Origin of the sequence: Blastomonas fulva (genome assembly GCF_003431825.1) — a bacterium.
In the GTDB taxonomy this organism is placed as follows: domain Bacteria; phylum Pseudomonadota; class Alphaproteobacteria; order Sphingomonadales; family Sphingomonadaceae; genus Blastomonas; species Blastomonas fulva.
Genome location: NZ_CP020083.1, coordinates 534281 through 560817 on the forward strand (window position 1 = coordinate 534281; position 26537 = coordinate 560817).

27 protein-coding genes are annotated in these 26537 nt (G+C 65.2%); 18 read left to right on the top strand and 9 right to left on the bottom strand.

Features of this window, described 5'->3' with window-relative positions; all coding sequences use genetic code 11:
* Positions 1 to 62 precede the first annotated feature (62 nt).
* Both B5J99_RS02570 and B5J99_RS02575 read right to left on the bottom strand, forming a co-directional pair.
* Positions 63 to 593, bottom strand: a complete 531-nt coding sequence (locus B5J99_RS02570; RefSeq protein WP_117351375.1) for a hypothetical protein — start codon at positions 591 to 593, stop codon at positions 63 to 65.
* A gap of 26 nt (positions 594 to 619) precedes the next feature.
* A complete protein-coding gene (locus tag B5J99_RS02575; RefSeq protein ID WP_117351376.1) occupies positions 620 to 5161 on the bottom strand; it encodes a beta strand repeat-containing protein in 4542 nt (1513 codons plus the stop codon).
* Positions 5162 to 5411: 250 nt separating this feature from the next.
* On the opposite strand from B5J99_RS02575, the gene astD reads away from it, so the two are divergent.
* The 10 genes from astD to B5J99_RS02625 all read left to right on the top strand — a co-directional run bounded on the left by astD (position 5412) and on the right by B5J99_RS02625 (position 14828).
* Positions 5412 to 6821 (top strand): succinylglutamate-semialdehyde dehydrogenase, encoded by a 1410-nt coding sequence (astD, locus tag B5J99_RS02580; RefSeq protein ID WP_117351377.1) that lies wholly within the window; start codon positions 5412 to 5414, stop codon positions 6819 to 6821.
* A gap of 112 nt (positions 6822 to 6933) precedes the next feature.
* Positions 6934 to 7743 (top strand): uroporphyrinogen-III C-methyltransferase, encoded by an 810-nt coding sequence (cobA, locus tag B5J99_RS02585; protein ID WP_117353326.1) that lies wholly within the window; start codon positions 6934 to 6936, stop codon positions 7741 to 7743.
* Positions 7740 to 8030, top strand: coding sequence for a DUF2849 domain-containing protein (locus tag B5J99_RS02590; protein ID WP_117351378.1), 291 nt, complete (start codon positions 7740 to 7742; stop codon positions 8028 to 8030). Before cobA ends, B5J99_RS02590 begins: the two co-directional genes overlap by 4 nt.
* Positions 8031 to 8033: 3 nt before the next feature.
* Entirely contained in the window at positions 8034 to 8495 is a 462-nt protein-coding gene (locus tag B5J99_RS02595) for a hypothetical protein (protein ID WP_117351379.1), read from the top strand.
* 19 nt (positions 8496 to 8514) lie between these two features.
* Entirely contained in the window at positions 8515 to 10149 is a 1635-nt protein-coding gene (locus tag B5J99_RS02600) for a nitrite/sulfite reductase (protein WP_117351380.1), read from the top strand.
* A complete protein-coding gene (locus B5J99_RS02605; protein ID WP_117351381.1) occupies positions 10142 to 10579 on the top strand; it encodes a DUF934 domain-containing protein in 438 nt (145 codons plus the stop codon). The genes B5J99_RS02600 and B5J99_RS02605 overlap by 8 nt, the downstream gene beginning before the upstream one ends.
* The gene (locus B5J99_RS02610) at positions 10576 to 11409 is read left to right on the top strand and encodes a phosphoadenylyl-sulfate reductase (RefSeq protein ID WP_117351382.1); all 834 of its coding nucleotides are present in this window, start codon (positions 10576 to 10578) and stop codon (positions 11407 to 11409) included. Before B5J99_RS02605 ends, B5J99_RS02610 begins: the two co-directional genes overlap by 4 nt.
* An 81-nt stretch (positions 11410 to 11490) precedes the next feature.
* Positions 11491 to 11898 (top strand): BLUF domain-containing protein, encoded by a 408-nt coding sequence (locus tag B5J99_RS02615; protein ID WP_054133999.1) that lies wholly within the window; start codon positions 11491 to 11493, stop codon positions 11896 to 11898.
* Positions 11899 to 12162: 264 nt separating this feature from the next.
* A complete protein-coding gene (locus tag B5J99_RS02620; RefSeq protein ID WP_054133998.1) occupies positions 12163 to 12633 on the top strand; it encodes a hypothetical protein in 471 nt (156 codons plus the stop codon).
* A 125-nt stretch (positions 12634 to 12758) separates the two neighbouring features.
* Positions 12759 to 14828, top strand: a complete 2070-nt coding sequence (locus tag B5J99_RS02625; protein ID WP_117351383.1) for an amidohydrolase family protein — start codon at positions 12759 to 12761, stop codon at positions 14826 to 14828.
* A 108-nt stretch (positions 14829 to 14936) separates the two neighbouring features.
* Here the strand turns inward: B5J99_RS02625 and B5J99_RS02630 are convergent, their stop codons facing one another.
* The gene (locus B5J99_RS02630) at positions 14937 to 15524 is read right to left on the bottom strand and encodes a GNAT family N-acetyltransferase (protein WP_117351384.1); all 588 of its coding nucleotides are present in this window, start codon (positions 15522 to 15524) and stop codon (positions 14937 to 14939) included.
* 4 nt (positions 15525 to 15528) lie between these two features.
* Positions 15529 to 16668, bottom strand: coding sequence for a beta-ketoacyl-ACP synthase III (locus tag B5J99_RS02635; protein ID WP_117351385.1), 1140 nt, complete (start codon positions 16666 to 16668; stop codon positions 15529 to 15531).
* A gap of 156 nt (positions 16669 to 16824) precedes the next feature.
* On the opposite strand from B5J99_RS02635, the gene B5J99_RS02640 reads away from it, so the two are divergent.
* Both B5J99_RS02640 and B5J99_RS02645 read left to right on the top strand, forming a co-directional pair.
* The gene (locus B5J99_RS02640) at positions 16825 to 17649 is read left to right on the top strand and encodes an SDR family NAD(P)-dependent oxidoreductase (RefSeq protein ID WP_117351386.1); all 825 of its coding nucleotides are present in this window, start codon (positions 16825 to 16827) and stop codon (positions 17647 to 17649) included.
* The gene (locus tag B5J99_RS02645; RefSeq protein ID WP_117351387.1) at positions 17646 to 18074 is read left to right on the top strand and encodes a cupin domain-containing protein; all 429 of its coding nucleotides are present in this window, start codon (positions 17646 to 17648) and stop codon (positions 18072 to 18074) included. The genes B5J99_RS02640 and B5J99_RS02645 overlap by 4 nt, the downstream gene beginning before the upstream one ends.
* Positions 18075 to 18129: 55 nt before the next feature.
* Here the strand turns inward: B5J99_RS02645 and B5J99_RS02650 are convergent, their stop codons facing one another.
* Together B5J99_RS02650 and B5J99_RS02655 are read right to left on the bottom strand one after the other, a co-directional pair.
* Positions 18130 to 18579, bottom strand: coding sequence for a GFA family protein (locus B5J99_RS02650; protein WP_245991720.1), 450 nt, complete (start codon positions 18577 to 18579; stop codon positions 18130 to 18132).
* Positions 18572 to 19060, bottom strand: coding sequence for a DUF2505 domain-containing protein (locus tag B5J99_RS02655; RefSeq protein WP_162892422.1), 489 nt, complete (start codon positions 19058 to 19060; stop codon positions 18572 to 18574). Before B5J99_RS02655 ends, B5J99_RS02650 begins: the two co-directional genes overlap by 8 nt.
* 96 nt (positions 19061 to 19156) lie before the next feature.
* Between B5J99_RS02655 and B5J99_RS02660 the strand changes: the two genes are divergently transcribed.
* Together B5J99_RS02660 and B5J99_RS02665 are read left to right on the top strand one after the other, a co-directional pair.
* Entirely contained in the window at positions 19157 to 19759 is a 603-nt protein-coding gene (locus B5J99_RS02660) for a LysE family translocator (protein ID WP_245991721.1), read from the top strand.
* A gap of 92 nt (positions 19760 to 19851) precedes the next feature.
* The gene (locus B5J99_RS02665; RefSeq protein ID WP_231683756.1) at positions 19852 to 20043 is read left to right on the top strand and encodes a hypothetical protein; all 192 of its coding nucleotides are present in this window, start codon (positions 19852 to 19854) and stop codon (positions 20041 to 20043) included.
* A 60-nt stretch (positions 20044 to 20103) separates the two neighbouring features.
* Here the strand turns inward: B5J99_RS02665 and B5J99_RS02670 are convergent, their stop codons facing one another.
* Together B5J99_RS02670 and B5J99_RS02675 are read right to left on the bottom strand one after the other, a co-directional pair.
* Positions 20104 to 21111: an NAD(P)H-dependent flavin oxidoreductase gene (locus B5J99_RS02670; protein WP_117351390.1), complete on the bottom strand. Its 1008-nt coding sequence runs from the start codon at positions 21109 to 21111 to the stop codon at positions 20104 to 20106.
* A 110-nt stretch (positions 21112 to 21221) separates the two neighbouring features.
* Positions 21222 to 22484 carry an aspartate kinase gene (locus B5J99_RS02675; protein WP_054133987.1) on the bottom strand — a complete coding sequence of 421 codons (1263 nt, stop codon included), beginning with the start codon at positions 22482 to 22484 and terminating at the stop codon, positions 21222 to 21224.
* A gap of 67 nt (positions 22485 to 22551) precedes the next feature.
* Here B5J99_RS02675 and ubiG point away from each other — a divergent pair, with 67 nt between their 5' ends.
* Genes ubiG through B5J99_RS02690 form a run of 3 tightly spaced genes read left to right on the top strand, consistent with a single transcriptional unit; the run spans position 22552 to position 24271 of the window.
* Positions 22552 to 23304: a bifunctional 2-polyprenyl-6-hydroxyphenol methylase/3-demethylubiquinol 3-O-methyltransferase UbiG gene (gene ubiG, locus B5J99_RS02680; protein ID WP_117351391.1), complete on the top strand. Its 753-nt coding sequence runs from the start codon at positions 22552 to 22554 to the stop codon at positions 23302 to 23304.
* Between the two features lie 26 nt (positions 23305 to 23330).
* A complete protein-coding gene (locus B5J99_RS02685; RefSeq protein WP_162892423.1) occupies positions 23331 to 23873 on the top strand; it encodes a nuclear transport factor 2 family protein in 543 nt (180 codons plus the stop codon).
* Positions 23870 to 24271, top strand: coding sequence for a nuclear transport factor 2 family protein (locus B5J99_RS02690; protein WP_069050742.1), 402 nt, complete (start codon positions 23870 to 23872; stop codon positions 24269 to 24271). Before B5J99_RS02685 ends, B5J99_RS02690 begins: the two co-directional genes overlap by 4 nt.
* Positions 24272 to 24352: 81 nt before the next feature.
* Here the strand turns inward: B5J99_RS02690 and B5J99_RS02695 are convergent, their stop codons facing one another.
* Positions 24353 to 25915 (bottom strand): replicative DNA helicase, encoded by a 1563-nt coding sequence (locus tag B5J99_RS02695; RefSeq protein WP_245991722.1) that lies wholly within the window; start codon positions 25913 to 25915, stop codon positions 24353 to 24355.
* 136 nt (positions 25916 to 26051) lie between these two features.
* Between B5J99_RS02695 and B5J99_RS02700 the strand changes: the two genes are divergently transcribed.
* Positions 26052 to 26534: a UPF0262 family protein gene (locus B5J99_RS02700; protein ID WP_117351393.1), complete on the top strand. Its 483-nt coding sequence runs from the start codon at positions 26052 to 26054 to the stop codon at positions 26532 to 26534.
* Positions 26535 to 26537 lie beyond the last annotated feature (3 nt).

Genomic DNA, 26537 nt, shown 5'->3' on the forward strand with positions numbered 1-26537 from the left:
ATGCAAAAGCGCGCGCTATATGCGCCGCTCCTCCGCCAGGGGAAAGCCCGAAAAAGCGAAATTCACCGCGTCGAATTGCGGCCCCGCTCGGGCGCCTCGTCCGAGGCGATCGCCTGCGGGCTGATCGACACGCCGTGCAGACGCCAGCGCCCCTCGACCCACTGGAAGAAGAAGTCGAAGAACAACGCGGTGGGTCTCAGCCCGAAATAGCCGCGCACCCGGATCACGCCCGGCTCTGCCACCGAGGGCGGCTCGGTATAGGTCGGCGCGAGCAGCAGGGCGCTGGACAGGTCGACCCGGCTTTGGCGGATGCTGGCGAAGATCTCGCCAAGCCGCGCGGCGTTGTTGTTGACCTGAAAGCCCGGCGAAGAGATGTCGCGCAGCACCGAATAATTGCCCGACAGATTGGCATGGTGCACCGCGGTCATCGTCGACCACAGCAGCTTGGCCAGTTCCAGCTCGCTGGGCACCGGTTCGACCGAGATCGGCGGTTGCGCGGCCTGGGTCTGGGCCTGGACCGGCATGGCAAAGGCCAGCGCGGCAAGCAAAAAGGCCGGGGCAAGAAGCCCCGGCCGAGTGTTCAATAATCGCATAACGCTCCTTACCAAGCGGGCTGGCCTTACCAGGCGATCTGGAAACCGCCGCGCGCGCCCACCGAACCGCTGTTGAAGCCGACACCGATACCGGCCGACACGGAAGCGTTTTCGGCGACGCGGGCGGTGATCGCCGTGGTCAGGGATGCCTGGTCCTCATAATAGCCCACGCCGCCCGACAGTGCAAAGGTGGTCCCCGGCGGAAGCGCGGGCGATTCCATCGCGAGCGCCATCGCCACGCCCTCGTTTGCCCGGTTGATAGCGCGCCGGTTGACTTCGGTCAGGTCGAACAGCGTGTTGACCTGGCCGGTCAGCGCATTGACCTGGCCGTTGGTGGCGAAGGTGTTGACCGCCGGGCCCGCACCCAGCGTGCCGCTGGCATCGGTGGTGACGATCGAGGTGGTGCCGCTCTGCGCCGCTGTGCTGGCGGCAAGATCGCCGATGGTCACCGAGCTTCCCGTGCCACCCAGCTTGATCTGCCCGGCGCGGTTTGCGGTCGCCCCGTTGCCGATCGCCACCGAATTGGTGAACGCCGCCGAGGTCTGGTTGCCGATCGCGATCGCGCCTGCGCCCGATGCGACGGCCGCCTCACCCACCGAGACCGAACGCACGCCCGATGCCACCGCAAGATGACCCAGCGCGGTCGCCCGCTCGCCGGTGGCTTCTGCCCGCCAACCATAGGCCGTGGCCGCCGTGGCCGTAGCCAGCGCCTGTCCGCCCACCGCGGTGGTCGAAGCGCCGGTGGCCTGGGTCGCGCGACCCGATGTGCCGTCGCGGTTGCCGCCGATGGCGATCGCATCGCCGCCGCTTGCCACCGCGGTGTTGCCGATGGCGATCGCATTGGTGCCGCTGGCCACCGAGAGATTGCCGACCGCGACGCTCAGCGCGCCCGACGAGTTGGCCGCCTCACCCACTGCGGTCGAGCGCACGCCCGATGCATTGGCAAGGTGGCCCAGCGCCGTGGCGCGTTCCGCCACCGCTTCCGCGCGCCAGCCAAACGCGGTTGCCGCCGTCGCCGTCGCCAGCGCGCGGCCGCCCACTGCGGTGGTGGACTGCGCCGTGGCGACAGCGCTGAGGCCCATTGCAACCGCTTCGACCCCGGTAGACAGCGCATCGTTGCCGATGGCAATCGAGCCGACCCCCGATGCCACAGCGCCCAGCCCATCGGCATCGCCGCCATCTTCGCCGATCGCGATCGACTGCGCGCCGGTCGCCCGGGAGTTGGAGCCATAAGCCGCCGAGCCCGGGCCGGTCGCCTGCGCGCCTGCCCCCACTGCGGTCGAGCCCGAGGCGATCGCGCCCGCGCCAACCGCGGTTGCGCCTGCACTCGTCGCACGTGCGCCTTCGCCGACCGCGGTTGCATCGGTGGCGCTCGCCACCGCGCCGCTGCCGACCGCGGTGGTGTCAGGAGCCGACGCCGCAGCGCCATTGCCGACTTGCGTGCTGTTGGTTCCGGTCCCGGCAAAGGCCGTTGCCGGGGCAACCGCCACCGCCATGATGTTGCCCGCCGAATCCACCGTGAGGAAGAACTGCGCGCCTGCCGGAACGTTGCCGCCCAGCCCTGCAAAGCGATAGCTGTGGTTGGCACTGCCCAGCACGATCTGGTTGGCGACGGTCGTTGCCGCGCCATTGCCGATCGCGATCGAGTTCATGAACCCGGCCGATGCGGTGTTGCCGATGGCGATGCCGAAATCGCCGCTGGCCGAGGCACTCTTGCCCAAAGCGAGCGAGCGCACACCGCCTGCCACCGCCTGGTGCCCGACCGCGAGCGAAAGCTCGCCCGTGGCGCGCGCCTGCCAGCCGAAGGTCTGCGATCCCCGGCCCGAGGCGACCGATTCACCGCCGACCGCGGTGGCATGGAAGCCCGAGGCATTGGCGAGATCACCGATCGCCACCGAATCCTCGTCGCCCGCGCTCGCAAGGTTGCCGATCGCGACCGAGGTGCCCAGCGACGCCGCATTGGTGCTGTTGGTGGTGGCCTGGTTGCCGATGGCGACCGAGTTGATGGCCGATGCGACCGCGCTCTTGCCGACCGCAGTCGACCGCACGCCGGTGGCCTGCGCCTGATGGCCAGATGCCAGCGACAGCTCGCCCGAGGCGACCGCCTGCCAGCCGAAGCTTTGCGCGCCGCGGCCCGATGCGACCGATTCGCCGCCCACGGCAGTGGCGTGGAAGCCCGAGGCCAGCGCGAGATCGCCCACGGCAACCGCATCTTCATCGGTTGCGCTGGCGAGGTTGCCGACCGCAACTGTGGTCAGCGCGGTGGCATTGGCGGCCTCGCCCACGGCAAGCGAACGCACGCCGGTGGCGTTGGCCAGATGGCCCAGAGCGTGCGCGCGTTCGGCACTGGCGTTGGAACGCCAGCCAAAGGCGGTTGCTGCCAGCCCGATGGCATCAGCCTCTCCGCCGATGGCGACGGTCGAGTTGCCGATCGCGCGCGCACCGGTTCCGGCGTCGTCGCCACCGATGGCGAGCGCATCGACACCATCTGCGGTGGCGTTATCCCCCAGCGAAATCGCCGAAGCACCGGTGGCGGTGGCGCCTGCCTGGGTGCTGTTGACCGCAAGATAATTGAGCCGCGAGGCATTGGCCGTGGTGGTCGATGCCACCGCGTTGAGCTGCGCCAGGTTCACCGCATCGGTGAGCGAAGTGCCCGCCGCTACGTTGACGATCTGGCGCTCCCCACCGACGGTGCCGACCGACACCGTTCCGGCGCGGTTGGCGACCGATCCCGAGCCCAGGGCGACCGAATTGAGCGCGGTCGCCTGCGCGGCGTTGCCGATGGCCACACTGAAATCCGCCGAGGCGTTGGCACGGCTGCCCAGCGATGCAGAGTTGGCCCCGCCCGCCAGCGCGCTCTTTCCGATCGATGTGGCTTCAAGCCCCGAGGCATTGGCCTGGTGGCCCACGGCCACCGCGGTGCGGCCCGAAGCGTTGGCCTGCCAGCCAAAGGCCTGGCTGCCCACGCCCGAGGCCACCGATTCGCCGCCGATCGCGGTCGCGTGGAAGCCTGAGGCGTTGGCGAGGTCTCCCAGCGCCACCGCGTCTTCCGCCGTCGCGCGCGCGCCGTTGCCGATCGCGACCGCGGTGCCGGTGGAGGGTGCGCCCGAGGGCGTTGTGCCGTCGGCTGTCACCGCGTTGTTGCCGATCGCGACCGAACTGGTGCCCGCCGCACTCGCGCGGCTTCCCACCGCAGTGGCGTTGGCGCCGCCTGCGTTGGTGCTCTTGCCGACCGAGGTCGCCTCAAAGCCTGCTGCGGTCACCTGATGTCCGACGGCGACCGCCGTACGTCCCGAAGCGTTGGCCTGCCAGCCAAAGGCCTGGCTGCCGACCCCCGAGGCGATCGATTCGCCGCCGATGGCCGTCGCATGGAAACCCGAGGCGTTGGCGAGATCGCCCAGCGCGACCGCATCTTCCTGCGTCGCGCGCGCGCCGTTGCCGATAGCAACGGCGGTGCCCAGCGAGGCCGCCCCCGAAGGCGTCGAACCGGTGGTCACCGTGGTGGAGTTCTGGCCGATGGCGACGCTGCCCGAGGTTGCCGCGTTGGAATTGGCACCGATGGCGACAGTGAAGCTGGCACTCGCGATTGACGCATCACCCACGGCAACCCCCTGCAGCCCGGAGGCACGGGCGAACGAGCCGAACGCTGCCGAACTGAGCCCGGAAGCCGTTGCGGTGAAGCCTGCCGCGATCGACTGGGTGCCGGCCGAAGACGCCAGATTGCCCATTGCGGTGGAGTTGATGCCCGAAGCATTGGCCCGGCTGCCCAGCGAGGTGGCGTTGGCGCCCGCTGCCTGTGCGCTCTTGCCCACCGAGGTGGCTTCAAATCCTGCGGCATTGGCCTGATGACCGACCGCCACTGCTGTGCGCCCCGCAGCATTGGCCTCCCAGCCAAACGCCTGGCTGCCGACCCCCGAGGCAACCGACTGGCCGCCGATCGCGGTTGCATGGAAGCCCGAGGCGTTGGCAAGATCGCCCAGCGCGACCGCATCTTCCTGCGTTGCCCTGGCTTGGTTCCCGATGGCAACAGCGGTGCCCAGCGACGCCGCGCCCGAGGGCGTGCTGCCCAGCGTTGCGGTCGTAGATCCTGAGCCTATGGCGACGCTGCCCGTGGATGAAGAGACAGCGGTCGTTCCGATCGCAATAGCCAGATTGGCCGACGCGTTTGCAGAATCGCCGAATGCGTGTGCCTGCTGGCCCGATGCGACTGCAAAATTGCCCACGGCGGTGGAAAAACCGCCCGATGCCGTTGCTGCTGCTCCCACCGCGGTCGCCTGCAAGCCAGACGAAACCGACCGCGCACCAAGAGCGGTGCTGAAGCTTCCCGAGGCTGTCGTCTGGTTGCCGACTGCGGTCGAACCGGGGCCACTGGCAACCGAAGACACGCCGCATTCAGTCGACTCGGCCACATCGTCCGCATTACCCGCAATGCCGTCGGGCCCGGCGTTCACATTGCACGGGGCGGTTGCATCGGCATGGGCCGGGGTTGCGATAGCGATGGCTGCGGCGCTGGACGCCAGGAAAAGCGTAGCTCGCAACGCTTTTGCGTTGTTGGGGAAAGTTTTCATGGGTCCGCTCCTTGCTCACTGACAAGGCGGGTGTTGCCCCCGGCTTTAAACTTACTCATGCGACCCTGTTCGCCGAGTGGTGTTAACCAGCCGGGGCGGACGTTAACATAGGTTACTCGATGTGCAAGCCCCAGAAATGGCCGTTATTTTGTCACAGGCATGTTCAATAGTTTCAGTCTCGACCAAAGCTTGCTATCCGGATGCCGGATGGCCATACCCGTCGCTTCACGACCGCCAGAAAGCGTGACTTTTGCCTGAACTTGTCTCCTTTGAACCCGCGACCGGCGCCCGACTGTGGGCTGGGGCGCATGGCGATGTCGATACCGAAGTGGCCAAGGCACGCGCCGCCTTTCCCGAATGGGTTGCCATGGCGGTTACCAAGCGAATCGAGCTGTGCCGCCGCTTTGCCAATCAGGTCCGTGCGCGCCAGGAAGAGTTCGCCAGCCTGATCGCGCGTGAAACCGGCAAGCCCATGTGGGAATCGCGCACCGAAGTGGAATCGGTGATCGCCAAGGTCGATATCTCGGTATCCGCCTATGCCGAGCGCACCGCGCAGCGCAAGCTGGACAGCGCGCTGGGCGGCACCATGGCGCTGCGTCACAAGCCGCACGGCGTGATGGCGGTGCTGGGCCCCTACAACTTCCCCGCGCACCTGCCCAACGGCCACATCATCCCCGCGCTGATCGCGGGCAACGCGGTGGTGTTCAAGCCGTCCGAAAAGACACCGGCAGTCGGCGCGATGCTGGTCGAGTGCCTGCATCAGGCGGGCATTCCCGAAGGCGTGGTGCGGCTGCTGATCGGCGCTGCGGACGAAGGCAAGGCGCTGGTGGCGCATGAGGATGTCGACGGCATCCTGTTCACCGGATCTGCCACCACCGGCATCGCGATCAACCGCACGCTCGCCAGCCGCCCGGACAAGATCGTCGCGCTGGAAATGGGCGGCAACAATCCGATGGTGATCTGGGACACGCCGTGCATCGCCGATGCCGCGACGCTGATCATCCAGTCCGCGTTCACCTCCGCAGGCCAACGCTGCTCCGCCGCCAGCCGCCTGATCGTGCGCGACACCATCTATGACGCGGTGATCGCCGAGACCAAGAAGCTGGCCGACCGGATCATCGTCGGCAAGCCGTTCGACGACCCGCAGCCGTTCATGGGCCCGGTGATCGACAACCAGGCCGCCGACGGCCTGACAGAGAGCTTCCTGTATTTCCTCAGCAATGGCGGCCGGGTTATCAAGCATCTTGTGCGGCTGGACGACAAGGTGCCGTTGCTTTCGCCCGCGATCATCGATGTGACCAACATCAAGGACCGCCCCGATATCGAGCTGTTCGGCCCGCTGCTGCAGGTAATCAAGGTCAGCTCGTTCGAAGAGGCGATCAACGAGGCGAACAACACCCGCTTCGGCCTGTCTGCCGCTCTGGTGGGGGGCAGTCCGCAGCACTACAAGCAGTTCTGGGCCAACATCAAGGCAGGCATCGTCAACTGGAACCGCCCGACCAACGGCGCTTCGTCCAAGGCCCCGTTCGGCGGCGTCGGCCTGTCGGGCAACCACCGCGCCAGTGCCTATTATGCCGCGGACTATTGCGCCTATCCGGTGGTCTCCAACGAGATGGAGCAGCCGCGCGCCACCATCGGCATCGGGCTCAAGCAGGACTGAGTTTCCTGAGCTTTTGCGCCCAGCAAAAGCAAAACTAGGCGAGCCCAAAGGGGTTCTGCTTTGCAACTTCAGGGCGCACCGACCAGATCCACCGTTGGAAAGGACCAACGGCATGACCCATCTGCAATCCCCTGGTGCTACCGGCACTGTCTGGCTTGTCGGCGCAGGTCCGGGTGACCCCGACCTGCTGACGGTGAAGGCCGCGCGGATCATCGCGCAAGCGTCGCTGATCGTGCACGACGGGCTGGTCGACGATGCCATCCTGGCGCTCGCCCGCCCCGATGCCCGGCTGATTTCGGTCGCCAAGAAGCGCGCGCGTCACACGCTGCCGCAGGACGACATCAACGCAATGCTGATCGCAGAAGCTCGCAAGGGCCATGATGTCGTCAGGCTGAAGGGCGGCGATCCCTTCATCTTCGGTCGTGGCGGCGAAGAGGTCGATGACTGCCGCGCAGCAGGTGTCGCGGTCGAGGTCATCCCCGGGATCAGCGCCGCCAATGGCAGCGCTGCCGCCGCGCAGTTGCCCCTCACCCATCGTGATCTTTCGAGCGCGGTCACCTTCGTCGCGGGCCAGTGCAAGGGCCTGACCGAGCAGGACTGGTCGGGCCTTGCGGGCAAGGGCCGCACGCTCGTGATCTATATGGGCGTCGCCACCGGCGATGCGATCGCCGAAAAGCTGATCGCCGACGGCCTGTCGCCCGATACTCCGGTTGCCGTGCTCGAAAAGGGAACGCGGGCCGACATGCGCACCTTGCGCACGCTGCTCACCGATCTCGGCCCGATGATCGCGCGCGAAAGCGTTATCAGCCCGGCACTGATCGTGATCGGCGACGTGGTGACCCGCGCGCGCGCCACCGATTGCCTGCCCACTCTGTTCGCCCAGCATCTGGAGCCGACACCTTTTTCGGAGTCCTTGGCATGAAAATCCTCACCGGCAACGATCTGAAGACCGGAGATGTCATCTGGTGGGCGGGCGACACCCGCTGGTCGCGCCATCTGGCCGACAGCGCCGATGCAGGCGCAGAGGCCGACGCGATCCTGGCGCGCGAGGAAGCCGCATTGAGGGTCAACGTACCCTATATCGTCGATGGCCGGCAGACCGATCAGGGCCCCATGCCGCTGCACATCAAGGAACGCGTCCGCGCATTCGGCCCCACGGTGCGCCCCGATCTTGCCATCAACACCAGCATCCCGATCCTGAAGGCCTGAATCATGCCGTCGCGTCGCCAGACCATGACCGCAGGACTTGCCAGCCTTGCCATGCTCGGCGGCGGAGTGCTGGCCGCGCCTGCTTTTGCAGCCGCCGCGCGCCCCACGGTGGTGGTTGAGCAGACGCTGCTCAAGGCGCTGCCGGGCAAGGCCGATGCGTTGGGGCAGTATCTGGCAGCGAACTGGCTGGTGATGGACCAGCAGGCGCTCGATCAGGGGTTGTTCACCGGCTTCTGGCTGGCCCGGTCGGCGTCAGGGTTCGAAGAATGGGATTACGCCATGTCGGTCGGCTATCCGACCGCGCTTGGTTACGACGACCCGGCGACATCCGCCGGTTTCGAGGCGATCCGCGCGGCGCATGTCGTGACGCCGATCGACGGGGAAGGCCTCTCGCAACTGGGCCGCATTGTTTCCAGCCAGCGGCTCGATGTGGTCGCGGTGCGCGGCTTTGCCGCCGCTGTTTGAAGTTTATTGAGGATAGGCCATGTATCAATACGACAAATATGACCAGGCGATGGTCGATGCGCGCGTCGCGGAATTTCGCGATCAGGTGCGCCGCCGTCTCGATGGCAGCCTGCCCGAGGACGAGTTCCGTCATCTGCGCCTGAAGAACGGGCTGTACCTGCAGCTGCACGCGTACATGCTGCGCGTCGCGATCCCCTACGGCACGCTGTCATCGAAGCAGATGCACATGATGGCGCACATCGCGCGCAAGTACGACAAGGGCTATGGCCATTTCACGACCCGGCAGAACATCCAGTACAACTGGATCAAGCTGGACGAGACCCCCGACATCCTCGCCGATCTGGCGACAGTCGAGATGCACGCCATCCAGACAAGCGGCAACTGCATCCGCAACATCAGCTCTGACCATTTCGCGGGCGCCGCCGCCGACGAGATCGCCGATCCGCGCCCCTGGGCCGAGCTGCTGCGCCAGTGGTCGACCTTCCATCCCGAATTCCAGCTGCTGCCGCGCAAGTTCAAGATCGCGGTGATCGCGTCGGCCACCGATCGCGCCGCGATGCGGCTGCACGATATCGGCATCGAGCTGGTGAAGAGCGCAGACGGCGTGCTGGGCGCGAAGTTCTTCGTGGGCGGCGGCATGGGCCGCACCCCGATGATCGCGCCGTGCATCCGCGAGTTCGTTCCGGCTGAAGAGCTGATCAGCTATTCCGAAGCGTGCCTTCGCGTCTACAACCGCTATGGCCGCCGCGACAACAAGTACAAGGCGCGGATCAAGATCCTCGTCCACGAAATCGGTGCGGACGAATACCGCCGCCAGGTCGAGGAAGAGTTCGCGCACATGAAGACGCTGGGGCTCAATCCCCCGGTGGCCGAGCTCGAGCGGATCAGCGCTTATTTCACCGACCCCGCCTTCGAGCAGGGCCTGAGCGATGACATCGACCGCTCCGACCCCGACTTTGCGGTCTGGGTCGACCAGAACACGCATGCGCACAAGACACCGGGCTATGCCTCGGTGACCATCAGCCTGAAGCCCGCAGGCGGCATCCCCGGCGATGCCACCGCCGAGCAGATCGACCTGATGGCCGACCTCGCAGAGCGCTATGCGTTCGATGAACTGCGCGTCACCCACACGCAGAACATCGTGCTCGCGCATGTCCGCAAGGCCGATCTGCATGCGATCTGGCAGGCGCTCGATGCCGCGGGGCTCGCATCGGCAAATCTCGACCTGATCGGCGACATGATCGCCTGCCCTGGTCTCGACTATTGCAGCCTGGCCAATGCGCGCTCGATCCCGGTGGCACAGAAGATTTCCGAACGCTTCGCCGACACCGGCAGGCAGCGCGAGCTCGGCGAACTCAAGCTCAAGATCTCGGGCTGCATCAACGCCTGCGGCCACCACCATGCCGGCCATATCGGCATCCTGGGGGTCGATAAGAAGGGCGTCGAGAACTACCAGTTGCTGCTCGGCGGATCGGCGGCAGAAGACGTTTCGATCGCAAAGATCGTCGGCCCCGGCTTCGACGAGGACGGTGTGGTCGACGCAGTCGAAACCGTGACCAACGTCTATCTGGGCGCGCGTCAGGCTGGCGAGCGTTTCGTCGATACCTATCGCCGCATCGGCATGGAACCGTTCAAGGAGGCGCTTTATGGCTGAGCCGCAGATCATCTACCGCGATGCGCCCGCCGTTACCGAACTGGCAGTATCGCTCGCCGACTTCACTGCCGGATCGAACGGCGCCGCTGTGCGGATCGAGCCGGGCGACGATGCGCGCGCGCTGTTGCCGCATCTGGGCCAGATCAAGCTGGTGGAGGTCAACTTCCCAGCGTTCGGCGATGGCCGCGGCTTCTCCTCGGCGCAGATCCTGCGCGAGGCGGGCTATGCGGGCGAGCTGCGGGCCACCGGCGATGTGCTGGTCGACCAGTTCGTCTTTCTGCGCCGCTGCGGGTTCGACAGCTTCGCGCCCAACAAGCCGCTCAACCCCGACGATGTGAAGGCGGCGGAGGGCTTCTTCCCCGAATTCTACCAGAAGACCAGCGACGGTGTCGCCGCGATCTGGGCCAAGCGCCATCAGGTGACATCATGAAGCAGACCCAAACCCAGGCATCGGACACCCGGGCCTCGGCAGGCCAGCGCGTGCGCGACCAGATCGATCTCAAGCCGCGCTTCACCGAAAGCGACGCGATCCGGCTCAACAACATGTTCCGCGGCACCGACACCGCCGAGATGATGCGCGTCGTCATCCGCGACGGGTTGGTCGGCGATCTGGCAGTGGTCTCCTCCTTCGGCGCGGAGAGCGCGGTGCTGCTGCACATGGTGGCGAGCGTCGATCCGACTCTTCCGGTGCTGTTCCTCGACACGCAGAAGCATTTCGCCGAGACGCTGGCCTATCGCGATACGCTGGTCGAGCGGCTGGGGCTGACCAACCTCGTCCTGCTCGCGCCCGAGGCTGACGAGGTCGCGGGTCAGGATGCCAATGGCCTGCGCTGGTCGTACGACCCCGATGGCTGCTGCGAAATCCGCAAGGTGCGGCCGCTCGCCAAGGCGCTGCTGCGCTTTGACGGCTCGATCACCGGCCGCAAGGGCTTCCAGTCCGCCACCCGCCAGGGACTGCCGCGCTTCGAGATCGACACCAGCGATGCGCAGGGCCGGTTCAAGCTGAACCCTCTCGCCAGCTGGGGCAAGGACATGCTCGATGCGTATTTCGCCGAGCATGACCTGCCGCGCCATCCGCTGGAATCGCAGGGCTATCCCTCGATCGGCTGTGCGCCGTGCACCAGCAAGGTCGCGCCGGGCGAAGACCCGCGCTCGGGCCGCTGGAAGGGCTGGGACAAGACCGAATGCGGCATCCACAGCGATGTCACGCCACTGCCTGGCACCGGTCAAGACAACGGTGCAAACGACCCGATATTCTGACGAAATTCACCTGATATCGGTTGGTCGCAAGTACAAACTCGCGTTCACGGTCCCTTAACCGGCCTGCGGCAATGTCGGCTCATGACCGGCGCGGCTCCCATCGAACAGATCCTGTACATCAGTACGGTGTCGCCAAGTGAAATGGTGAACCTCAACGCAATTCTTGCAGTTGCGCGGCGGAACAACAGTGCGAACGACATTACCGGACTGCTGATGTTCAACGGCAAGAGGTTTCTCCAGGTGCTGGAAGGGCCGAGCGAGGCCATCGATGCTACCTTCGAGCGCATCCGCCGCGATCCGCGTCATCGAGGCCAGGTTCTGCTGGCTCGCAAGACGATCCCGCAACGCGAGTTCGGCGACTGGTCGATGGGTTTCAGGGATGGCGCACACGAGGACGGCGGTGCGGTTTACGAAACGATCTGTGCCAAGGTCGCCGATGCCAACCCCAACCTGAGGGCCGAACTGACCGCTTTCGCTCGCCAGATCTGACACCGGCAGCTGGTCGCCGGACCGCATTATGCTGCGCAGCATATTGCGGCATTTGCGCGCGCGTATGGTTGACATCGCCCCGATCCCCCATATGTAGGACGTAGCGGGCCGGGCCCCTCTGGCGACGAATGATGCCTTGCACATTCGGCGTGATGTCGGACCGCTACGGGATGCGCAACCATCCCGGGCTTCAGGCCCGGTCTTTCGATCGTTTTAACCCTGCGTATCCCGACCAATGCATCATCCATTGGAAAGGACAGAAAAATGAAAATCACAACGACCGCAATCATAGCGGCATTGTCAGTTGCAGGACTTGCTACTCCCACCGTCGCCGCCGATTATCAGGACATCCGCCATCAGGTGGAGGTCCCCCATGGCGAACGCCAGGTGACGGCCGTCTACCAGCCCAAGACCATGGTGAGCTATCGCCAGGTGGGCAACATGACCCCCAACCGCCCGAGCACGGCGCGGTGCATGTGGAAAGCGGAAATCTCGGTCGAACGGCACCTCCAGGCACCTGCCGGCCAGGGCAGCCATGTGGTGCGCACCCTCGTGCCCACCAAGCTGATCGAGGGCTCGACCAATGGCCGCTGCGCGCAGGGCAAGGAACAGGTCAGCTCCGCGCTGGCCCGCCGCACCGACGAGGTGCGCAGCCATGTTCTCGCGGTGGCGGCTGAAGACCGCAACGCACTTATGGCCGAACTGAGCATCGCCCAGGGCAATCCTGCGGGCTGATGCCACTTTGACAAACCCTCCCCCAGCGCGTCTGGGGGAGGCGTTTTGACCCTCCTCCCGCTTGCCATCTCCGCCTGCCTAGCCCACTGTCTTCCCAACAAAAAATTCTCAGGGAAGGACAGGCCATGGCGGCTCGCACGCAAAAATTCGGCAAATTCAGCAAATTCGGTTCCGTCGCGCTGGCGCTCGCCATCGCGCCGCTGTTCGTTGCGCACGCGCAAGGCACTGCCACCAGCGAGAATTTCACCGTCATCATCGGCGGCACCCGCGTCGGCCATCTCGATGTTGTGCGCAGCGGCGACACGGTGAAGATCGATTACGATTACAAGAACAACGGCCGCGGGCCCACGATGAAGGAAGAGCTGCGGCTTGATGCCAAGGGCATGCCGACATCCTGGAAGATCACCGGCAACTCGACCTTCGGCAACGCGATCAACGAGAGCTTCGCGGTGCAGCGTGGCACTGCGCGCTGGACCGATTCGACCGGCAGCGGCACCGCCAAGCCCAAGGGTCCGGCGATCTATGTCGCGCAGGAAGGCAGCCCCTGGGCCGCTGGGATGTATGCCCGCGCGTTGCTTGCCGATGACGACCGTTCGCTGCCTGCGCTTCCCGGCGGCGCGCTCAGCCTTGCCGAGCTCGAAAAGGTGCAGGTCTCCGGCACCGGCGGTGCGATGACCGTCACCTCCTATGCGCTTTCGGGCAACGATCTCGACCCCGGCTATTTCCTGCTCGACGACACCGGCGCGCTGTTTGCGGCGATTTCCCCGCGCGCAGTGTTCGTGCGCAAGGGCTTCGAGGGCGAGGACCTTAAGCTGCGTGACCTTGCGGTCAAATATTCGACCGAACGCTTCGTCAAGATGCAGGCCAAGGCGGCCAACAGCTACAAGGCGCCGGTGCGCATCACCAACGTTCGGCTGTTCGATCCGGTGACCATGAAGCTCACCGAGCCCAAGAGCGTGGTGGTCAGCGGACGGCACATCTCCGCCGTGCTCCCCGTCAACAGCCCCGCCAGCGAGGGCGAGGTTACCATCGACGGCAATGGCGGTACACTGGTCCCCGGCCTTTACGAGATGCACGGGCATATCGGCCAGGAAGACGCAATGCTCAACATCCTCGCGGGGATCACCTCGGTGCGCGACATGGGCAACGAGATCGATGTGCTCGACGGCCTGATCGAACGGATCGACAGCGGCGTGCTGGCCGGGCCGCGGATCACCAAATCGGGCTTCATCGAGGGCAAGAGCCCCTTCAGCTCGAACAACGGCAAGCTCGTCAACAGCCAGCAGGAGGCGATCGACGCCGCGCGCTTCTATGCCGCGCGCGATTTCCAGGCGATCAAGATCTACAACAGCATGAACCCCGAGTGGATCCCCGCGCTGGTGAAAGAGGCCAAGACGCTGGGCCTCCACGTCATGGGCCATGTCCCCGCCTTCACCAACGCCGATGCGATGATCGCCGCAGGCTATGACGAGATGACCCATATCAACCAGGTGATGCTGGGCTGGGTGCTCGAGCCCAAGGAGGATACCCGCACCCTGTTGCGCCTGACAGCCCTGAAGCGCCTGCCCAGCCTCGATCTCGAAAGCGAGAAGGTGAACAGGACGATAGGCGCGATGGTCGAAAAGAAGGTCACCATCGACCCGACCTTCGCGATCCATGAATCGCTGCTGCTGGCGCGCAACGGCACGATCAATCCGGGCATGGTCGATTATGTCGCCAACATGCCGGTAGGCGTCCAACGCAGCGCCAAGCAGGCATGGTCGAACATCGAAAGCCCCGCCGACGACAAGGCGTATCGCGGCGCATTCGACAAGATCACTGCCACGATCAAGAAGATGCACGATGCGGGCATCTTCCTGATTCCCGGCACCGACATGGGCGGCAGCTTCACCTATCACCGCGAGCTCGAACTCTACCAGAAGGCCGGCCTGACCCCCGCGCAGATTTTGCGCCGCGCGACCTATGACATGGCCGAGTATCTCGACCAGGAACAGTCGCTGGGCAGCATCGAGAAGGGTAAATACGCCGACTTCTTCCTGATCCAGGGCGATCCCACCAAGGACCTCAAGGCGATCAAGGCGATCCGCATGGTCGCCAAGGATGGCGTGTTCTATTACCCCAGCGACGTCTATCCCGAGTTCGGCATCAAGCCGTTCGCGACCAAGCCCAAGGTGAAGATGCCCAAGGAGGGTTGAGGACTCCCGCGCGCATCGTCACCCCCGCGAACGCGGGGGTGACGCTTTTGCGCTGACGTTTCGACAATAGCGGGATTCCCGCGTTCGCGGGAATGACGGTGGGGAATGCTACAGGTCCCGCGCCCAGAACTGCATCGGGTGCGGCGTCTCCTGCGCATCACCGATGTCGAGCCAGTCGAAGCTGGTGGTCAGCCCCTGGACCCTGCCATAGCCACGGCTGATCCAGAATGCGTCGAGCGCGCGGTAGTCCGCCGGGCGTAGCGGGTGGTCGGCGGGGCGCTGCACCGCGCAGAAAGTGGAGATGTCCGCGCCTGCCGCCCTGGCCCCCGCCTCGCGCTGGTCGAAGAACGCATGGCCGATGCCCTGCCCGCGATAGCCCGGCAGCAGCACCGACTCCCCGAAATAGAACGTGCGGCCGACATCCCAGCCATGCGCCATGAAGGGAGACAGGAACTCTTCCTTCTGCGCCGCCAGCGGCGATGCGGTGGCCGCGCCGACAATGGTATCGCCCTCGCGCGCAATCACCAACACCGCATCGGGCGCAGCAGCGAATTCGGCAAGATAGCCGCGCTCATAATCGAGATTGCCGTCATAGAGATACGGCCATTCGCGGAACACCGCGATGCGCAAGGCGGCAAGCGTGTCGATCGCCGCATGGATGCGGGCGGTGGGCAGCGTCTCGACCGTCACCGCCATCGGCTCAGCCCGCCTTGCGGATGACCACCGATCCTGCCGAATAGCCCGCGCCAAACGAGCAGATCAGCCCGGTGTCGCCCGGCTTCAGGTCGTCATGGTGCAGGTGGAAGGCGATGATCGACCCGGCAGAAGAGGTGTTGGCATAAGTGTCGAGCACCGTCGGGCTCTCGTCCTCGCTCGCCTCATGCCCCAGCACGCGCTGCGCGATCAGCCGGTTCATCCCCGCATTGGCCTGATGCAGCCACAGCCGGCGCAACTGCTCGGGCGCGATCCCCAGCCGGGCGATGTGATCGGTGATCAGCTCGCCGACCATCGGCACCACTTCCTTGAACACCTTGCGGCCCTCCTGGACGAACAGCTTGTCGGCATCGTCGCGGCTTTCGGGCGCGGTGCGGTTGAGGAAACCGAAATTGTTGCGGATGTTGTTCGAGAACCGAGTCTTGAGCTGGGTGCCCAGGATGTCCCAATGGCATGCGGGGGCAAAGTCGGCATCTTCGACCAGTACAGCTGTGGCGACATCGCCGAAGATGAAATGGCTGTCGCGATCGCGCCAGTTGAGGTGGCCCGAACAGATTTCCGGGCTGACCACCAGCACCGACCGGGCATTGCCTGCACGGATGAAATCGGCAGCGGTCTGGATGCCGAAGGTCGCCGACGAGCAGGCGACGTTCATGTCGAAGCCGAAGCCCTCGATCCCGAGCGCGTCCTGCACCTCGATCGCGATGGCCGGGTACGCGCGCTGCAGATTGGAGCAGGCGACCAGCACCGCATCCACGTCCTTGGCATCGCGCCCGGCGCGCGCCAGCGCATCGCGCGCGGCGGCAACACCGATCTCGGCGAGCACCGAAATCTCTTCGTTCGGGCGCTCGTCGAAGCGCGGGCACATCACGTTGGTGTCGAGGATCGACGCCTTGGACAGAACCTTGCGCGCCTTGATCCCGCTCGCCTTTTCGATGAACTCGACCGACGACGGCTGCAGCGCAGTCATCTCCCCGGCCTCGATCGCGGCGGCATGCTGCGCATTATGCTGCGCAACATAGGCGTTGAAGCTCTCAACCAGCTCATCGTTGCTGATGCTGTCGGCGGGGGTAAAAAGGCCGGTCGCGGAGATGACCGGGCGGGCGGTGGGATAGGCGGAAGTCATGAAACCGTAGGGTCCTGCACTATAGCTGGAGCGGGTGGGCGTCTTACTGCCGCAATACGCCAATGGCAAGGGCCGTCGCGGATCGCGCATTTTTGCTTGCCGTGCGGGCGCCTGCGCTCTTTGATGGCCGCCAACCAGAACGGGAGAGACAGGCAAATGGAATATTCGGGCAAGGTCATCTGGATCACCGGGGCATCATCGGGAATTGGCGAGGCCCTGGCCGAGGCTTTTGCCGCGCAGGGCGCATCGCTGATCCTTTCGGGCCGCCGCAGCGATGCGTTACAGGCGGTTGCCGACCGGCTGCCGACGGCCAGCCTCGTCCTCCCGTTCGAGACCACCGACAAGCAGGCGCTGCCCGGCATCGTCGAGGAGGCGATTGCCTGGCAGGGCCATGTCGACGGCATGGTCAACAATGCCGGGATCAGCCAGCGATCCCTTGCGGTGGACACCGCGCTTGAGGTCTACGACCGGATCATTGCGGTCGATCTGCTCGCCCCGATCTGGTTGACCCAGCTGCTGCTGCCGCACATGATAGGCCGAAAATCGGGGATGATCGTGGGCATATCCTCGGTCGCGGGCCGCGCCGGCGTGCCGCTGCGCACAGCCTATTGCGCCGCCAAGCACGGGCTGATCGGCTATCTCGATGCGCTGCGCGCGGAAACCGAACTGCATTACGGGCTGAAGGTGCATACGGTGCTGCCCGGATCGGTCCGGACGCAGGTGTCCGCCAATGCGCTCGCAGCCGATGGCAGCCTGCACGGCAAGACCGACAGTACCATTGCCAATGGCATGGATCCCGCCGTTTGCGCCCAGCGCATCCTTGCCGATATTGCTGCCGGCCACCCGGAGATCGTGGTGGCGGAAGGTCTGGAGGACATGCTCGCCAAATTGCGGTTCAGCGATCCTGATAAGCTGTTCGTTACGGCTGCGGCGATTGGCGGCCAGCTCGCCGCGCAGCGCGACGCAGCGTCGGCGCAATGAGCGAAACGCCTCGGGAGCTGATCGACCGGCTCGCCCTTTCCCCGCACCCGGAAGGCGGCTGGTACCGCGAGACTTGGCGCGGCGCACCCGACGCCCATGGCCGGGCCAGCGAAACGCTGATCTACTTCCTGCTCGAAGCGGGCCAGCAATCGCACTGGCACACCGTCGATGCGACCGAAATCTGGTGCTGGCATGCCGGGTCCCCGCTCGAAGTCGGCACCGCTCCGGGTGACGACGGGCCCGTGGCGTGGCACGCGCTGGGCAACGATTTTGCGGCAGGCCAATCACCGCAACTGGTCATCCCCCCGCACCACTGGCAGGCCGCACGCGCGCGCCATGGCTGGGCGCTGGTCAGCTGCATGGTATCGCCAGGGTTCGAATTCAGCGGCTTCGTGATGGCCGAGCCAGGCTGGGAGCCGGGGTGAGCCTGACGACCCTCTCCCCGCCCGCCTGCGGGAGGGGAGCAATGTCCGTTGCTCCCTAGCCCGGCGTCTTGTCGAACTTCACCGCGTCCTCGGTATACCGCACCCAGGGCTGCGCGCTGGCGGTCCAGAAGTGCATCTTCGGGTCGAGCCCGCTGACATCGTCGAGCGTGCCCGCCTTGACGAAGTGCATCCCCTGCTGGCTGGGAAGGTCGGACAGGATCGGCGATCCGCAGATCCCGCAGAAACGCCGATAGACCGGGTCACCGCTCTCGCCGGTGTCCTGATAGGTAGTCAGCGTGCCGGTGATCTCCATCTGCGTGTCGCGCACCCCGATCAGCACCGACATCGCGCTGCCCGCCTGCTTCTGGCAGTTGCGGCAATGGCACACCGCGCTCAGCAGCGGGTCGCCTTCGATGGTGTAGCGCACGGCGCCGCACAGGCACCCTCCGGTCATCGTCATATAGGTTTCTCCCCTCGCAAGCGCCTGTCCGCCCGCCTCAGCCATGCGTGTCGATCCAGGCAAATTCTTCCAGCAACAGCTTGGTGCTGTCCTCGAGCATCAGTTTCTCGACCATGTCGGCGACCATTGGCGCGCGGCTGGAGACGCTGATCTGCGCCTCGCACTGCGTGGCATCGTCCGAGCTGGGCGCAAGCGTGATCTGCGCGGCGCCCTCTGCCGCAAGCCCCTTGGGCTTGGCGTTGCGCACCGCGGTCCAGCTGCCATCGGCGTGCTGCTGCCAGATATCGTTCTGGGTCAGGTTGAGCCACGACCCGATCACCGAGCGAATCAGCGCGGGCGCCTTGACCGGCACCTGGCGCGTGATCGCGACATGGATCTGCCCGGGCTCGGGACGTTCGACGGCCACGGTGACATCGCGCGAGCCCTGCGCCTCCATCATGCCGGCCAGGAACGCCTCGTCGGTCCAGCAGGCCACCACCAGCCCCACCGGTTTTGAAAATTCGTGCCGTTCCTGCCGCTTCAACATCGCGCCTGTCATTCCCTGATCCAGCGCCCGCATCCTGATGCATTGCGCTTGGCTGTAAGCAGCCTAGGCTATGCCGCAATGTTAGCAAGCTATGTCATGACTGTTCTCGTGATCGAACTGACGCCGGGGCCGAACATGGCCTATCTGGCGGCGCTGACGCTAGCGGCCGGGCGCAAGGCCGGGCTGGCGGCGGTGGCAGGTGTCGCGCTCGGGCTTTCGCTGATCGGGATCGCCGCAGCCGCCGGGCTTGCCACGCTGATTGCCGCGAGCCCGATGATCTGGGGCGCGCTGCGCTGGGCGGGCGGGCTGTATCTGCTTTATCTCGCTTGGGAGACCTGGCGCGGAGAGACCGAAACCTCGCCCGCCGGCACCGCATCTATCAGCCGCACCGGGGCGCGCTATTTCAGCCGCGGGGTGATCACCAACGTCCTCAATCCCAAGGCGGCCCTGTTCTATGTCGCGATCGTGCCGCGCTTTCTTCCCGAAACCGGACCCACTTTGGCGACCGGTCTGGGGTTGACCGCGATCAGCGTGGCGGTTGCGACCAGTGTGCATCTGGCGATCGTCTTGCTGGCGGCCAGGATGCATCCGCTGCTCAGCCAGCCGGGACGCATGGAGCGCACCAGGCACACGTTGGCGATCGGTCTGGCGGGAATCGCGGCCTGGTTTCTGCTGACCACCACCGGCCCTTCGGCATAGCGCCGAGGGGAACCATTTCGGCGGATTTTGCGTAGTCATGGTCTGTTACCAAGAGGAGGTCGGCAATGATCAGACACGGCGAAGAAGTTGAAATGAACACCGAAGAAGCCAGCGGCGGGCAGAAGCGGGGAATCGTGCGCTATGTGCTGCTGATCTCGACCGCGCTTGCCATCCTGGCGCTCAGCATCATCTGGATTACGGGTGCGGCCACCTCGCCCGAAGGCTCCACGCCCAACCCCGCAGAGGCCACCGCAAACCCGGCAGCAGAGCCCGAGGGCGACTGAACCGTCTGAAGACGCTGCCGGTCTGAGCCAAGGCCTACCCAACAAGCGGCGCTCCCCGTATCAGCGGGCGAGCGCCGTTTCGGTTTCCTGCATCAGCGTGGCGATGATATCGGCGACGCTTTCCTCGGCGTTGACCATGCCCACCGACTGGCCCGCCATCACCGATCCGTTCTCGACATCGCCATCGATCACAGCACGGCGCAGCGCGCCTGCCCAGAAATGCTCGATCTGAAGCTGCGCCTCGTTCATGTCGATGCCGCCGGAATCGAGCAGCGCCGCGACTTCGCGCTGCTTGGCGGTGAATTCCTCGGTGCCCTTGTTCTTGAGCGCGCGCACCGGGATCACCGGCAGGCGCGGATCGACCTGCACGCTGGCGATGGCATCGCGCGCATTGCCGCGCAGAAACGCCTTCTTGAACGCCGGATGCGCGATCGATTCATGCGCGCAGACAAAGCGCGTGCCGAGCTGCACCCCAGACGCGCCCATTTCCAGATAGGCGGCGATCGCGCTGCCCCGGCCGATGCCGCCGGCAACGAACACCGGCACTTCACGGGCGACCTCTGGCAGGATTTCCTGCGCCAGCACGCTGGTCGATACCGGGCCGATATGGCCACCCGCCTCCATGCCTTCGATCACCAGCGCATCGACGCCCGATCGGATGAACTTCTTGGCCAGCGCCAACGCCGGAGCGAAGCACACCACCTTGGCGCCTGCGGCCTTGATCGCCTCGATGCTGCCCTTGGGCGGCAGCCCGCCTGCCAGCACGATGTGGCTGACCTGGTGCGAGGCACACACCGCAATCAGCTCCATCAGCTGCGGGTGCATGGTGATCAGGTTGACGCCGAACGGCTTGGTGGCAAGCGCCTTGGTCGCGGCGATCTCGGCATCTAGCAGCGCAGGGGTCATCGCCCCGCACGCGATCACGCCAAAGCCGCCCGCGTTGGAGATTGCCGAAACCAGGTTGCGCTCCGACACCCAGCTCATCGCCCCGCACATGATCGCGGTCTCGCTGCCGAGAAACGCGGTGCCACGCGCCATGGCGGTGTCGGTCAGGGGGTGGTTGGTCATAATTCTATCCTGTTCCGGTTCCCTTGCGAAGGCAGGGGGCCATCTCCAGAGCTATCGATACGAGGCAAACGCAGGAGATGGGCTCCTGCCTGCGCAGGAGACCGAAGCCTTCAAGCCTCTACCGCATCCAGCCCATAGGCCGTGTGCAGCACGCGCACGGCAAGCTCGGTATAATCCTCTTCGATCAGCACGCTGACCTTGATCTCGCTGGTCGAGATCGCGACGATGTTGACGCCGCGGTCGGCGAGCGCCTTGAACATCGTCGCGGCGACACCGGCATGGCTCTTCATGCCGACGCCGACCACCGAGATCTTGGCGACATTGGTATCGGGGATGATGCGGTTGAAACCGATCTGGTCCTTTGCGGCCTCGAGCAGGTCCATCGAGCGCGCCAGATCGGCGGCAGGCACGGTGAAGGTCACGTCGGTCTCGCCCTTGTCGCGGCCGACATTCTGGATGATCATGTCGACGTTGATCGCAGCTTCCGCGAGCGGGCCGAAGATGTTCGCCACTGCGCCGGGCTTGTCGGGCACGCGGGTCAGCGTGATCTTGGCTTCGTTCTTGTCGTGCGCAATGCCGGTGATCAGCTGGCGTTCCATGTCCATTCCTTCCAGTTCTTCATCGCTGACGATCATCGTGCCGGGGATCGTGTCAGCCGCAGGGGCATCGTCTTCGATGAACGAGGAGAGCACCTGAACGCGCACCCCTTCCTTCATCGCCAGGCCGACAGAGCGCGTCTGCAGCACCTTGGCGCCGACGCTCGCCAGTTCGAGCATTTCTTCATAGGTCACATGGCGCAGCTTGCGCGCCTTGGCGACGATGCGCGGATCGGTGGTGTAGACCCCGTCGACATCGGTGTAGATGTCGCACCGGTCGGCCTTGACCGCCGCTGCCACCGCGACCGCCGAGGTATCCGATCCGCCGCGCCCAAGGGTGGTGATCCGCCCGTCATGGCTGACGCCCTGAAAGCCCGGGATGACCGCGATCACGCCCTTCTGCATCTCGGCGATCAGCGCATCGGCATCGATCGTCTCGACCCGCGCCTTGGCGTGCGCCTCGACCGTGCGGATCGGCAGTTGCCACCCCAGCCAGCTGCGCGCTTCGGCTCCAAGCGCCTGCAGCGCGATGGCCAGCAGTCCGCTGGTCACCTGCTCGCCGCTGGCGACAACCACGTCGTATTCGGCAGGGTCATACAATGGGTTGGCCTCGCGGCAGAAATTGACCAGACGGTCTGTTTCGCCCGCCATCGCCGAGACGACCACCGCAACCTCGTGCCCGGCGTCCTGCTGACGCTTGACGATGCGCGCAACCCTGCGGATGCGCTCTGTCCCGGCCATCGAAGTGCCGCCGAATTTCATGACGATCCGTGCCATTGCCCGTTCGTACTTTCCCTTATGCGAAGTTCGCCCCTATAGTCGGGCGCTGCCATAGAGAGGCCCCATGATGAACGCAAGCACCGCAACCGCAGAAGCCCGTAACGGAACGATCGACCCCGAAGAGGCCGCGCATTTCGGTCGGCTGGCAGCGGAATGGTGGGACCCGAGGGGCGAATCGGCGATGCTGCATCGGCTCAACCCCGTGCGGCTGGCCTATATCCGCAATGCGATCGATCATCACTGGCCCGAGGCCGGCGCTGCACGCAAGCCGCTGGCGGGCAGAAGCGCGATCGATGTGGGCTGCGGCGCGGGACTGCTGACAGAGCCACTGGCCAGGTTGGGGGCCAAGGTCACCGGGCTGGACGCGGCGGCGGAGAATGTCGCGGCAGCAGTTGCGCATGCATCTGCCGTCGGCCTGACGGTCGATTACCGCTGCGCCGATATCGAGACGCTGGAGGGCGAACAGTTCGATCTCGTTACCTCGATGGAGGTCATCGAGCATGTCACCGATCCGGCCGCGTTCGTCGCCGCCTTGGGCCGCGTGCTGGCCCCCGGCGGGCTGATGCTGCTGTCCACCCCCAACCGCACCACGATGTCGCGGATCATGCTGGTCGAGGCTGCCGAACGCATCGGCCAGGTGCCCCGCGGCACGCACGACTGGCACAAGTTCCTGACGCCGGAGGAGCTGAGCGACCTGCTGAGCGCCGCCGGGCTGAGCGTGATCGATACACGCGGCATCGCCTGGGACCCGATCAAGGGCCTGCACCTGAGCGATAATGTGGCGTTGAACTATCTGATGACCGTGGTGCGGACGTGAACATGGAAGATTGCAACGATAAGAAGTTGAGCACAGACGGCTCACGCCGTGCTTTCGTCGCGGGTGCGGTTCTCACCGGGTTGGCCGGGTCGATGGCCTTGCCAGCAGGCGCGAGCGTTGCAAAGGCCACACCGCTGGCGGGAACCGGCGTCAGGACGCCCGCTCAAGCTCAGATGCGCCAATGGTTCGAAGCCTATCTTGCAGCCTTCAACCGTTCCGATTTTGACGCTTTCGGGCGCTACTATGCCGATGACGTGCAGTTTGCCGGGCAAGCCGCGACCTTGACCGGGCGTCAGGCGGTGATCGATTTCTACCGCAACGCCCATGGCTATCTGCACGAGGAGCTGGAATTGCTCACCTTCGTAGGGGCAGCATCGGGCAACAACTGCCTTGCCGAGCTGCAAACCACCTTGGTCGCACGTCGCGACTGGCCCGACATGCCGACGGGGGCGATGAAGGCGGGCGACCGCCGCCAGAGCATCAATTTCGTGATGTACGACATTGCGGGCGAGCGCTTCACACGGGTGCGCTCGGCCCGGTTCAGCTCGCAGCCGGGTCAGCCGACATGACACAGGAAGACCGCTTTCGCGCGTATATGGCAGCGTTCAATGCCAGCGACTGGGCCAATCTGGTGCCGCATTATTCGCCCGATATACGGCTGGTGATCGGCAGCGGGCGTGAGCTGATCGGACGCGATGCCATCGTCAAATTCTACACCACGGTCAAGGCGACGGCGCAGCGCACCATCGAGATCCGCAACTGTTTTGCCGATGGCAATGTGCTGGCCGCCGAGCTTGAATCCGAATTCGTCGCGCTGCGCGATGCGCCGGACTTCGCGGTGCGCCCGATGATGAAAGGCGACCGCTATTACATCAACAGCTGCGTCGTCTATGATTTCGTCGGCAATGAATACACCCGCATCCGCGCAGGCATCTTCCGCCGGGAGTATCGCCCGCTGAAGGCTTGAACCTGTCCGGCCCCTGCGCAGGCCGGGGCCTACAGATAATCGGAAGCACTCATACGCTGGTGCGATGTGGCGACCCTTTCCCTATTCCTCGAACCCGCCGGGCATATAATCCTCTCGGGCCAAGTCGCTGAACTTGGTGATCTCGCTTTCGAAGCGCAGCTGGACGTTGCCGGTCGAGCCATGGCGCTGCTTGGCGACGATCACGGTCGCCTTGTTGGCGGTGGGGCTGAACTTGTCCTCCCACTCGCGGTATTTCTGGTTGATCTCTTCGTCCGCGGCGGTCTTGGGGTCCATGATCGGGCCGTCGGGCTTGACCATCAGCCGGTAATACTCCTCGCGATAGATGAACAGCACGATATCGGCGTCCTGCTCGATCGAGCCGGACTCGCGCAAATCCGAAAGCTGCGGGCGCTTGTCCTCGCGGCTTTCCACCGCGCGGCTGAGCTGCGACAGCGCCATCACCGGCACCTGCAATTCCTTGGCCAGCGTCTTCAAACCGCGGCTGATCTCCGAAATCTCGTTGACGCGGCCCTCGTTGCGGCCCGTGCCCTGCAGCAGCTGGAGATAATCGACGACGATGAAACCGATATCGTGCTTGCGCTTGAGCCTGCGTGCGCGGGCGCGCAGCGCGGCGATGGTGAGGCCGGGCGTATCGTCGATGAACAGCGGCAGGTCTTCGAGCTCCTGCGAGGCTGTCACCAGCCGCTGGAACTCGTTGCGCGCGATCTGCCCCATGCGCAGCTTTTCCGAGCTGATCCGCGATTGCTCGGCCAGGATACGCGTCGCCAGCTGGTCGGATGACATTTCGAGGCTGAAGAACGCAGTCTTTGCGCCGACATTCTTGTCGTCCTCGATCCCCGCCGCCTTGTCCAGCCGCCAGCGCGAGGCGGCGTTGAAGGCAATGTTGGTGGCGAGCGAGGTCTTGCCCATGCCGGGGCGCGCGGCGAGGATCAGAAGATCGGACGGATGCAGGCCGCCGATCTTGGCGTTGAGGTCGGTCAGCCCCGTGGTCACACCCGAAACATGCCCGCCGCTGTTGAGAGCCTTTTCGACCATGCCGAGCGCAGCGCCGACCGCGACGTTGAAATGCACCGCGCCGCTGGTGTCGCCCTCTCCCTGCGCGACATTGTAGAGCGCGGCTTCCGCCTGCTCGATCTGGCCCAGGGGGTCGACCGCCTCGCTGGTGTCCATGGCCTTGTCGACCAGCGTCCGCCCGACCTGGATCAGCTCGCGCAGCAGCGCGAGGTTATAGATCTGCTCGGCAAAGTCGCGCGCGCCGATCAGGCCGCCGGCATCGCCGGTCAACCGCGCGAGATAGCGCATCCCGCCAAGCTCGGCGAGACCTGCATCGCTTTCGAAGAACGGCTTGAGCGTTACCGGGGTGACGGTGACGTTCTTGTCGATCAGCCGCATGATCTGCGCGTACAGCCTTTGGTGGACGCTTTCGAAGAAATGCTCCGCCTTGAGCCGCGCGCCAACCTCTTCCGCGATCCGGTTGTCGATCAGCAGCGCGCCCAGAAACGCGGCCTCCGCCTCGATATTGCGCGGCAGCTTGGCTTCGGGGGTGTCGCGCGCGATCGGGGCTGCGATCTGCGGCGGAAGCGCGGGAGGAGGAGCGGACTGGAGCAGGGTGTCTTGGGCCATGCCCATATATTCGCTGCGGACGCTGTGGCGCGCAAGGCACTGCGGCCAATAATCGTGTGGACAAGGCGCCGGACAGCGAGGCTGCCGGGTTTTTCCGCTTGCCCAGCCCCGGTGCATAGGCGAAAGACTGCGGCTTATGTCCGATCCGCGCATCATCCATGTCCAGCTCGACGAGCAGACCATCCTGTGGCGAAACGCGGATATCGAGCAGGAACGGCGCATCGCCATTTTCGACCTGATCGAGGACAATTTCTTCAAGCCGCTCAAGCCCTATCCCGATGATTATGCAGGCCCCTTCCGGCTGAGCCTTGCGGTGTTCGAGGGACGGCTGGCGATCACCATCGCACGCGAGGACGGCACGCATCTCGAGACACTGGTGCTGGCGCTGGGCCGCTTCCGCCGCCCGATCCGCGAATATTTCGCGATCTGCGACAGCTATTACCAAGCGATCCGCAAGGCGACCGCGCAGGAGATCGAGACCATCGACATGGCACGGCGCGGCGTCCACAACGAGGCGGCCGAACTGCTGGTCGAGCGGCTGCAGGACAAGATCGAAATCGATTTTCCCACCGCAAGGCGGCTGTTCACGCTGATCTGCGTGCTGCACATCAAGGGCTGATCA

Bases quoted from the DNA above. Each gene is read 5' to 3' on its own strand.
- B5J99_RS02570 (WP_117351375.1), bottom strand. From the start codon at position 593: ATGCGATTATTGAACACTCGGCCGGGGCTTCTTGCCCCGGCCTTTTTG.
- B5J99_RS02575 (WP_117351376.1), bottom strand. From the start codon at position 5,161: ATGAAAACTTTCCCCAACAACGCAAAAGCGTTGCGAGCTACGCTTTTC.
- cobA (WP_117353326.1), top strand. From the start codon at position 6,934: ATGACCCATCTGCAATCCCCTGGTGCTACCGGCACTGTCTGGCTTGTC.
- B5J99_RS02590 (WP_117351378.1), top strand. From the start codon at position 7,740: ATGAAAATCCTCACCGGCAACGATCTGAAGACCGGAGATGTCATCTGG.
- B5J99_RS02595 (WP_117351379.1), top strand. From the start codon at position 8,034: ATGCCGTCGCGTCGCCAGACCATGACCGCAGGACTTGCCAGCCTTGCC.
- B5J99_RS02600 (WP_117351380.1), top strand. From the start codon at position 8,515: ATGTATCAATACGACAAATATGACCAGGCGATGGTCGATGCGCGCGTC.
- B5J99_RS02605 (WP_117351381.1), top strand. From the start codon at position 10,142: ATGGCTGAGCCGCAGATCATCTACCGCGATGCGCCCGCCGTTACCGAA.
- B5J99_RS02610 (WP_117351382.1), top strand. From the start codon at position 10,576: ATGAAGCAGACCCAAACCCAGGCATCGGACACCCGGGCCTCGGCAGGC.
- B5J99_RS02615 (WP_054133999.1), top strand. From the start codon at position 11,491: ATGACCGGCGCGGCTCCCATCGAACAGATCCTGTACATCAGTACGGTG.
- B5J99_RS02620 (WP_054133998.1), top strand. From the start codon at position 12,163: ATGAAAATCACAACGACCGCAATCATAGCGGCATTGTCAGTTGCAGGA.
- B5J99_RS02625 (WP_117351383.1), top strand. From the start codon at position 12,759: ATGGCGGCTCGCACGCAAAAATTCGGCAAATTCAGCAAATTCGGTTCC.
- B5J99_RS02630 (WP_117351384.1), bottom strand. From the start codon at position 15,524: ATGGCGGTGACGGTCGAGACGCTGCCCACCGCCCGCATCCATGCGGCG.
- B5J99_RS02635 (WP_117351385.1), bottom strand. From the start codon at position 16,668: ATGACTTCCGCCTATCCCACCGCCCGCCCGGTCATCTCCGCGACCGGC.
- B5J99_RS02640 (WP_117351386.1), top strand. From the start codon at position 16,825: ATGGAATATTCGGGCAAGGTCATCTGGATCACCGGGGCATCATCGGGA.
- B5J99_RS02645 (WP_117351387.1), top strand. From the start codon at position 17,646: ATGAGCGAAACGCCTCGGGAGCTGATCGACCGGCTCGCCCTTTCCCCG.
- B5J99_RS02650 (WP_245991720.1), bottom strand. From the start codon at position 18,579: ATGGCTGAGGCGGGCGGACAGGCGCTTGCGAGGGGAGAAACCTATATG.
- B5J99_RS02655 (WP_162892422.1), bottom strand. From the start codon at position 19,060: ATGTTGAAGCGGCAGGAACGGCACGAATTTTCAAAACCGGTGGGGCTG.
- B5J99_RS02660 (WP_245991721.1), top strand. From the start codon at position 19,157: ATGACTGTTCTCGTGATCGAACTGACGCCGGGGCCGAACATGGCCTAT.
- B5J99_RS02665 (WP_231683756.1), top strand. From the start codon at position 19,852: ATGAACACCGAAGAAGCCAGCGGCGGGCAGAAGCGGGGAATCGTGCGC.
- B5J99_RS02670 (WP_117351390.1), bottom strand. From the start codon at position 21,111: ATGACCAACCACCCCCTGACCGACACCGCCATGGCGCGTGGCACCGCG.
- B5J99_RS02675 (WP_054133987.1), bottom strand. From the start codon at position 22,484: ATGGCACGGATCGTCATGAAATTCGGCGGCACTTCGATGGCCGGGACA.
- ubiG (WP_117351391.1), top strand. From the start codon at position 22,552: ATGATGAACGCAAGCACCGCAACCGCAGAAGCCCGTAACGGAACGATC.
- B5J99_RS02690 (WP_069050742.1), top strand. From the start codon at position 23,870: ATGACACAGGAAGACCGCTTTCGCGCGTATATGGCAGCGTTCAATGCC.
- B5J99_RS02695 (WP_245991722.1), bottom strand. From the start codon at position 25,915: ATGGCCCAAGACACCCTGCTCCAGTCCGCTCCTCCTCCCGCGCTTCCG.
- B5J99_RS02700 (WP_117351393.1), top strand. From the start codon at position 26,052: ATGTCCGATCCGCGCATCATCCATGTCCAGCTCGACGAGCAGACCATC.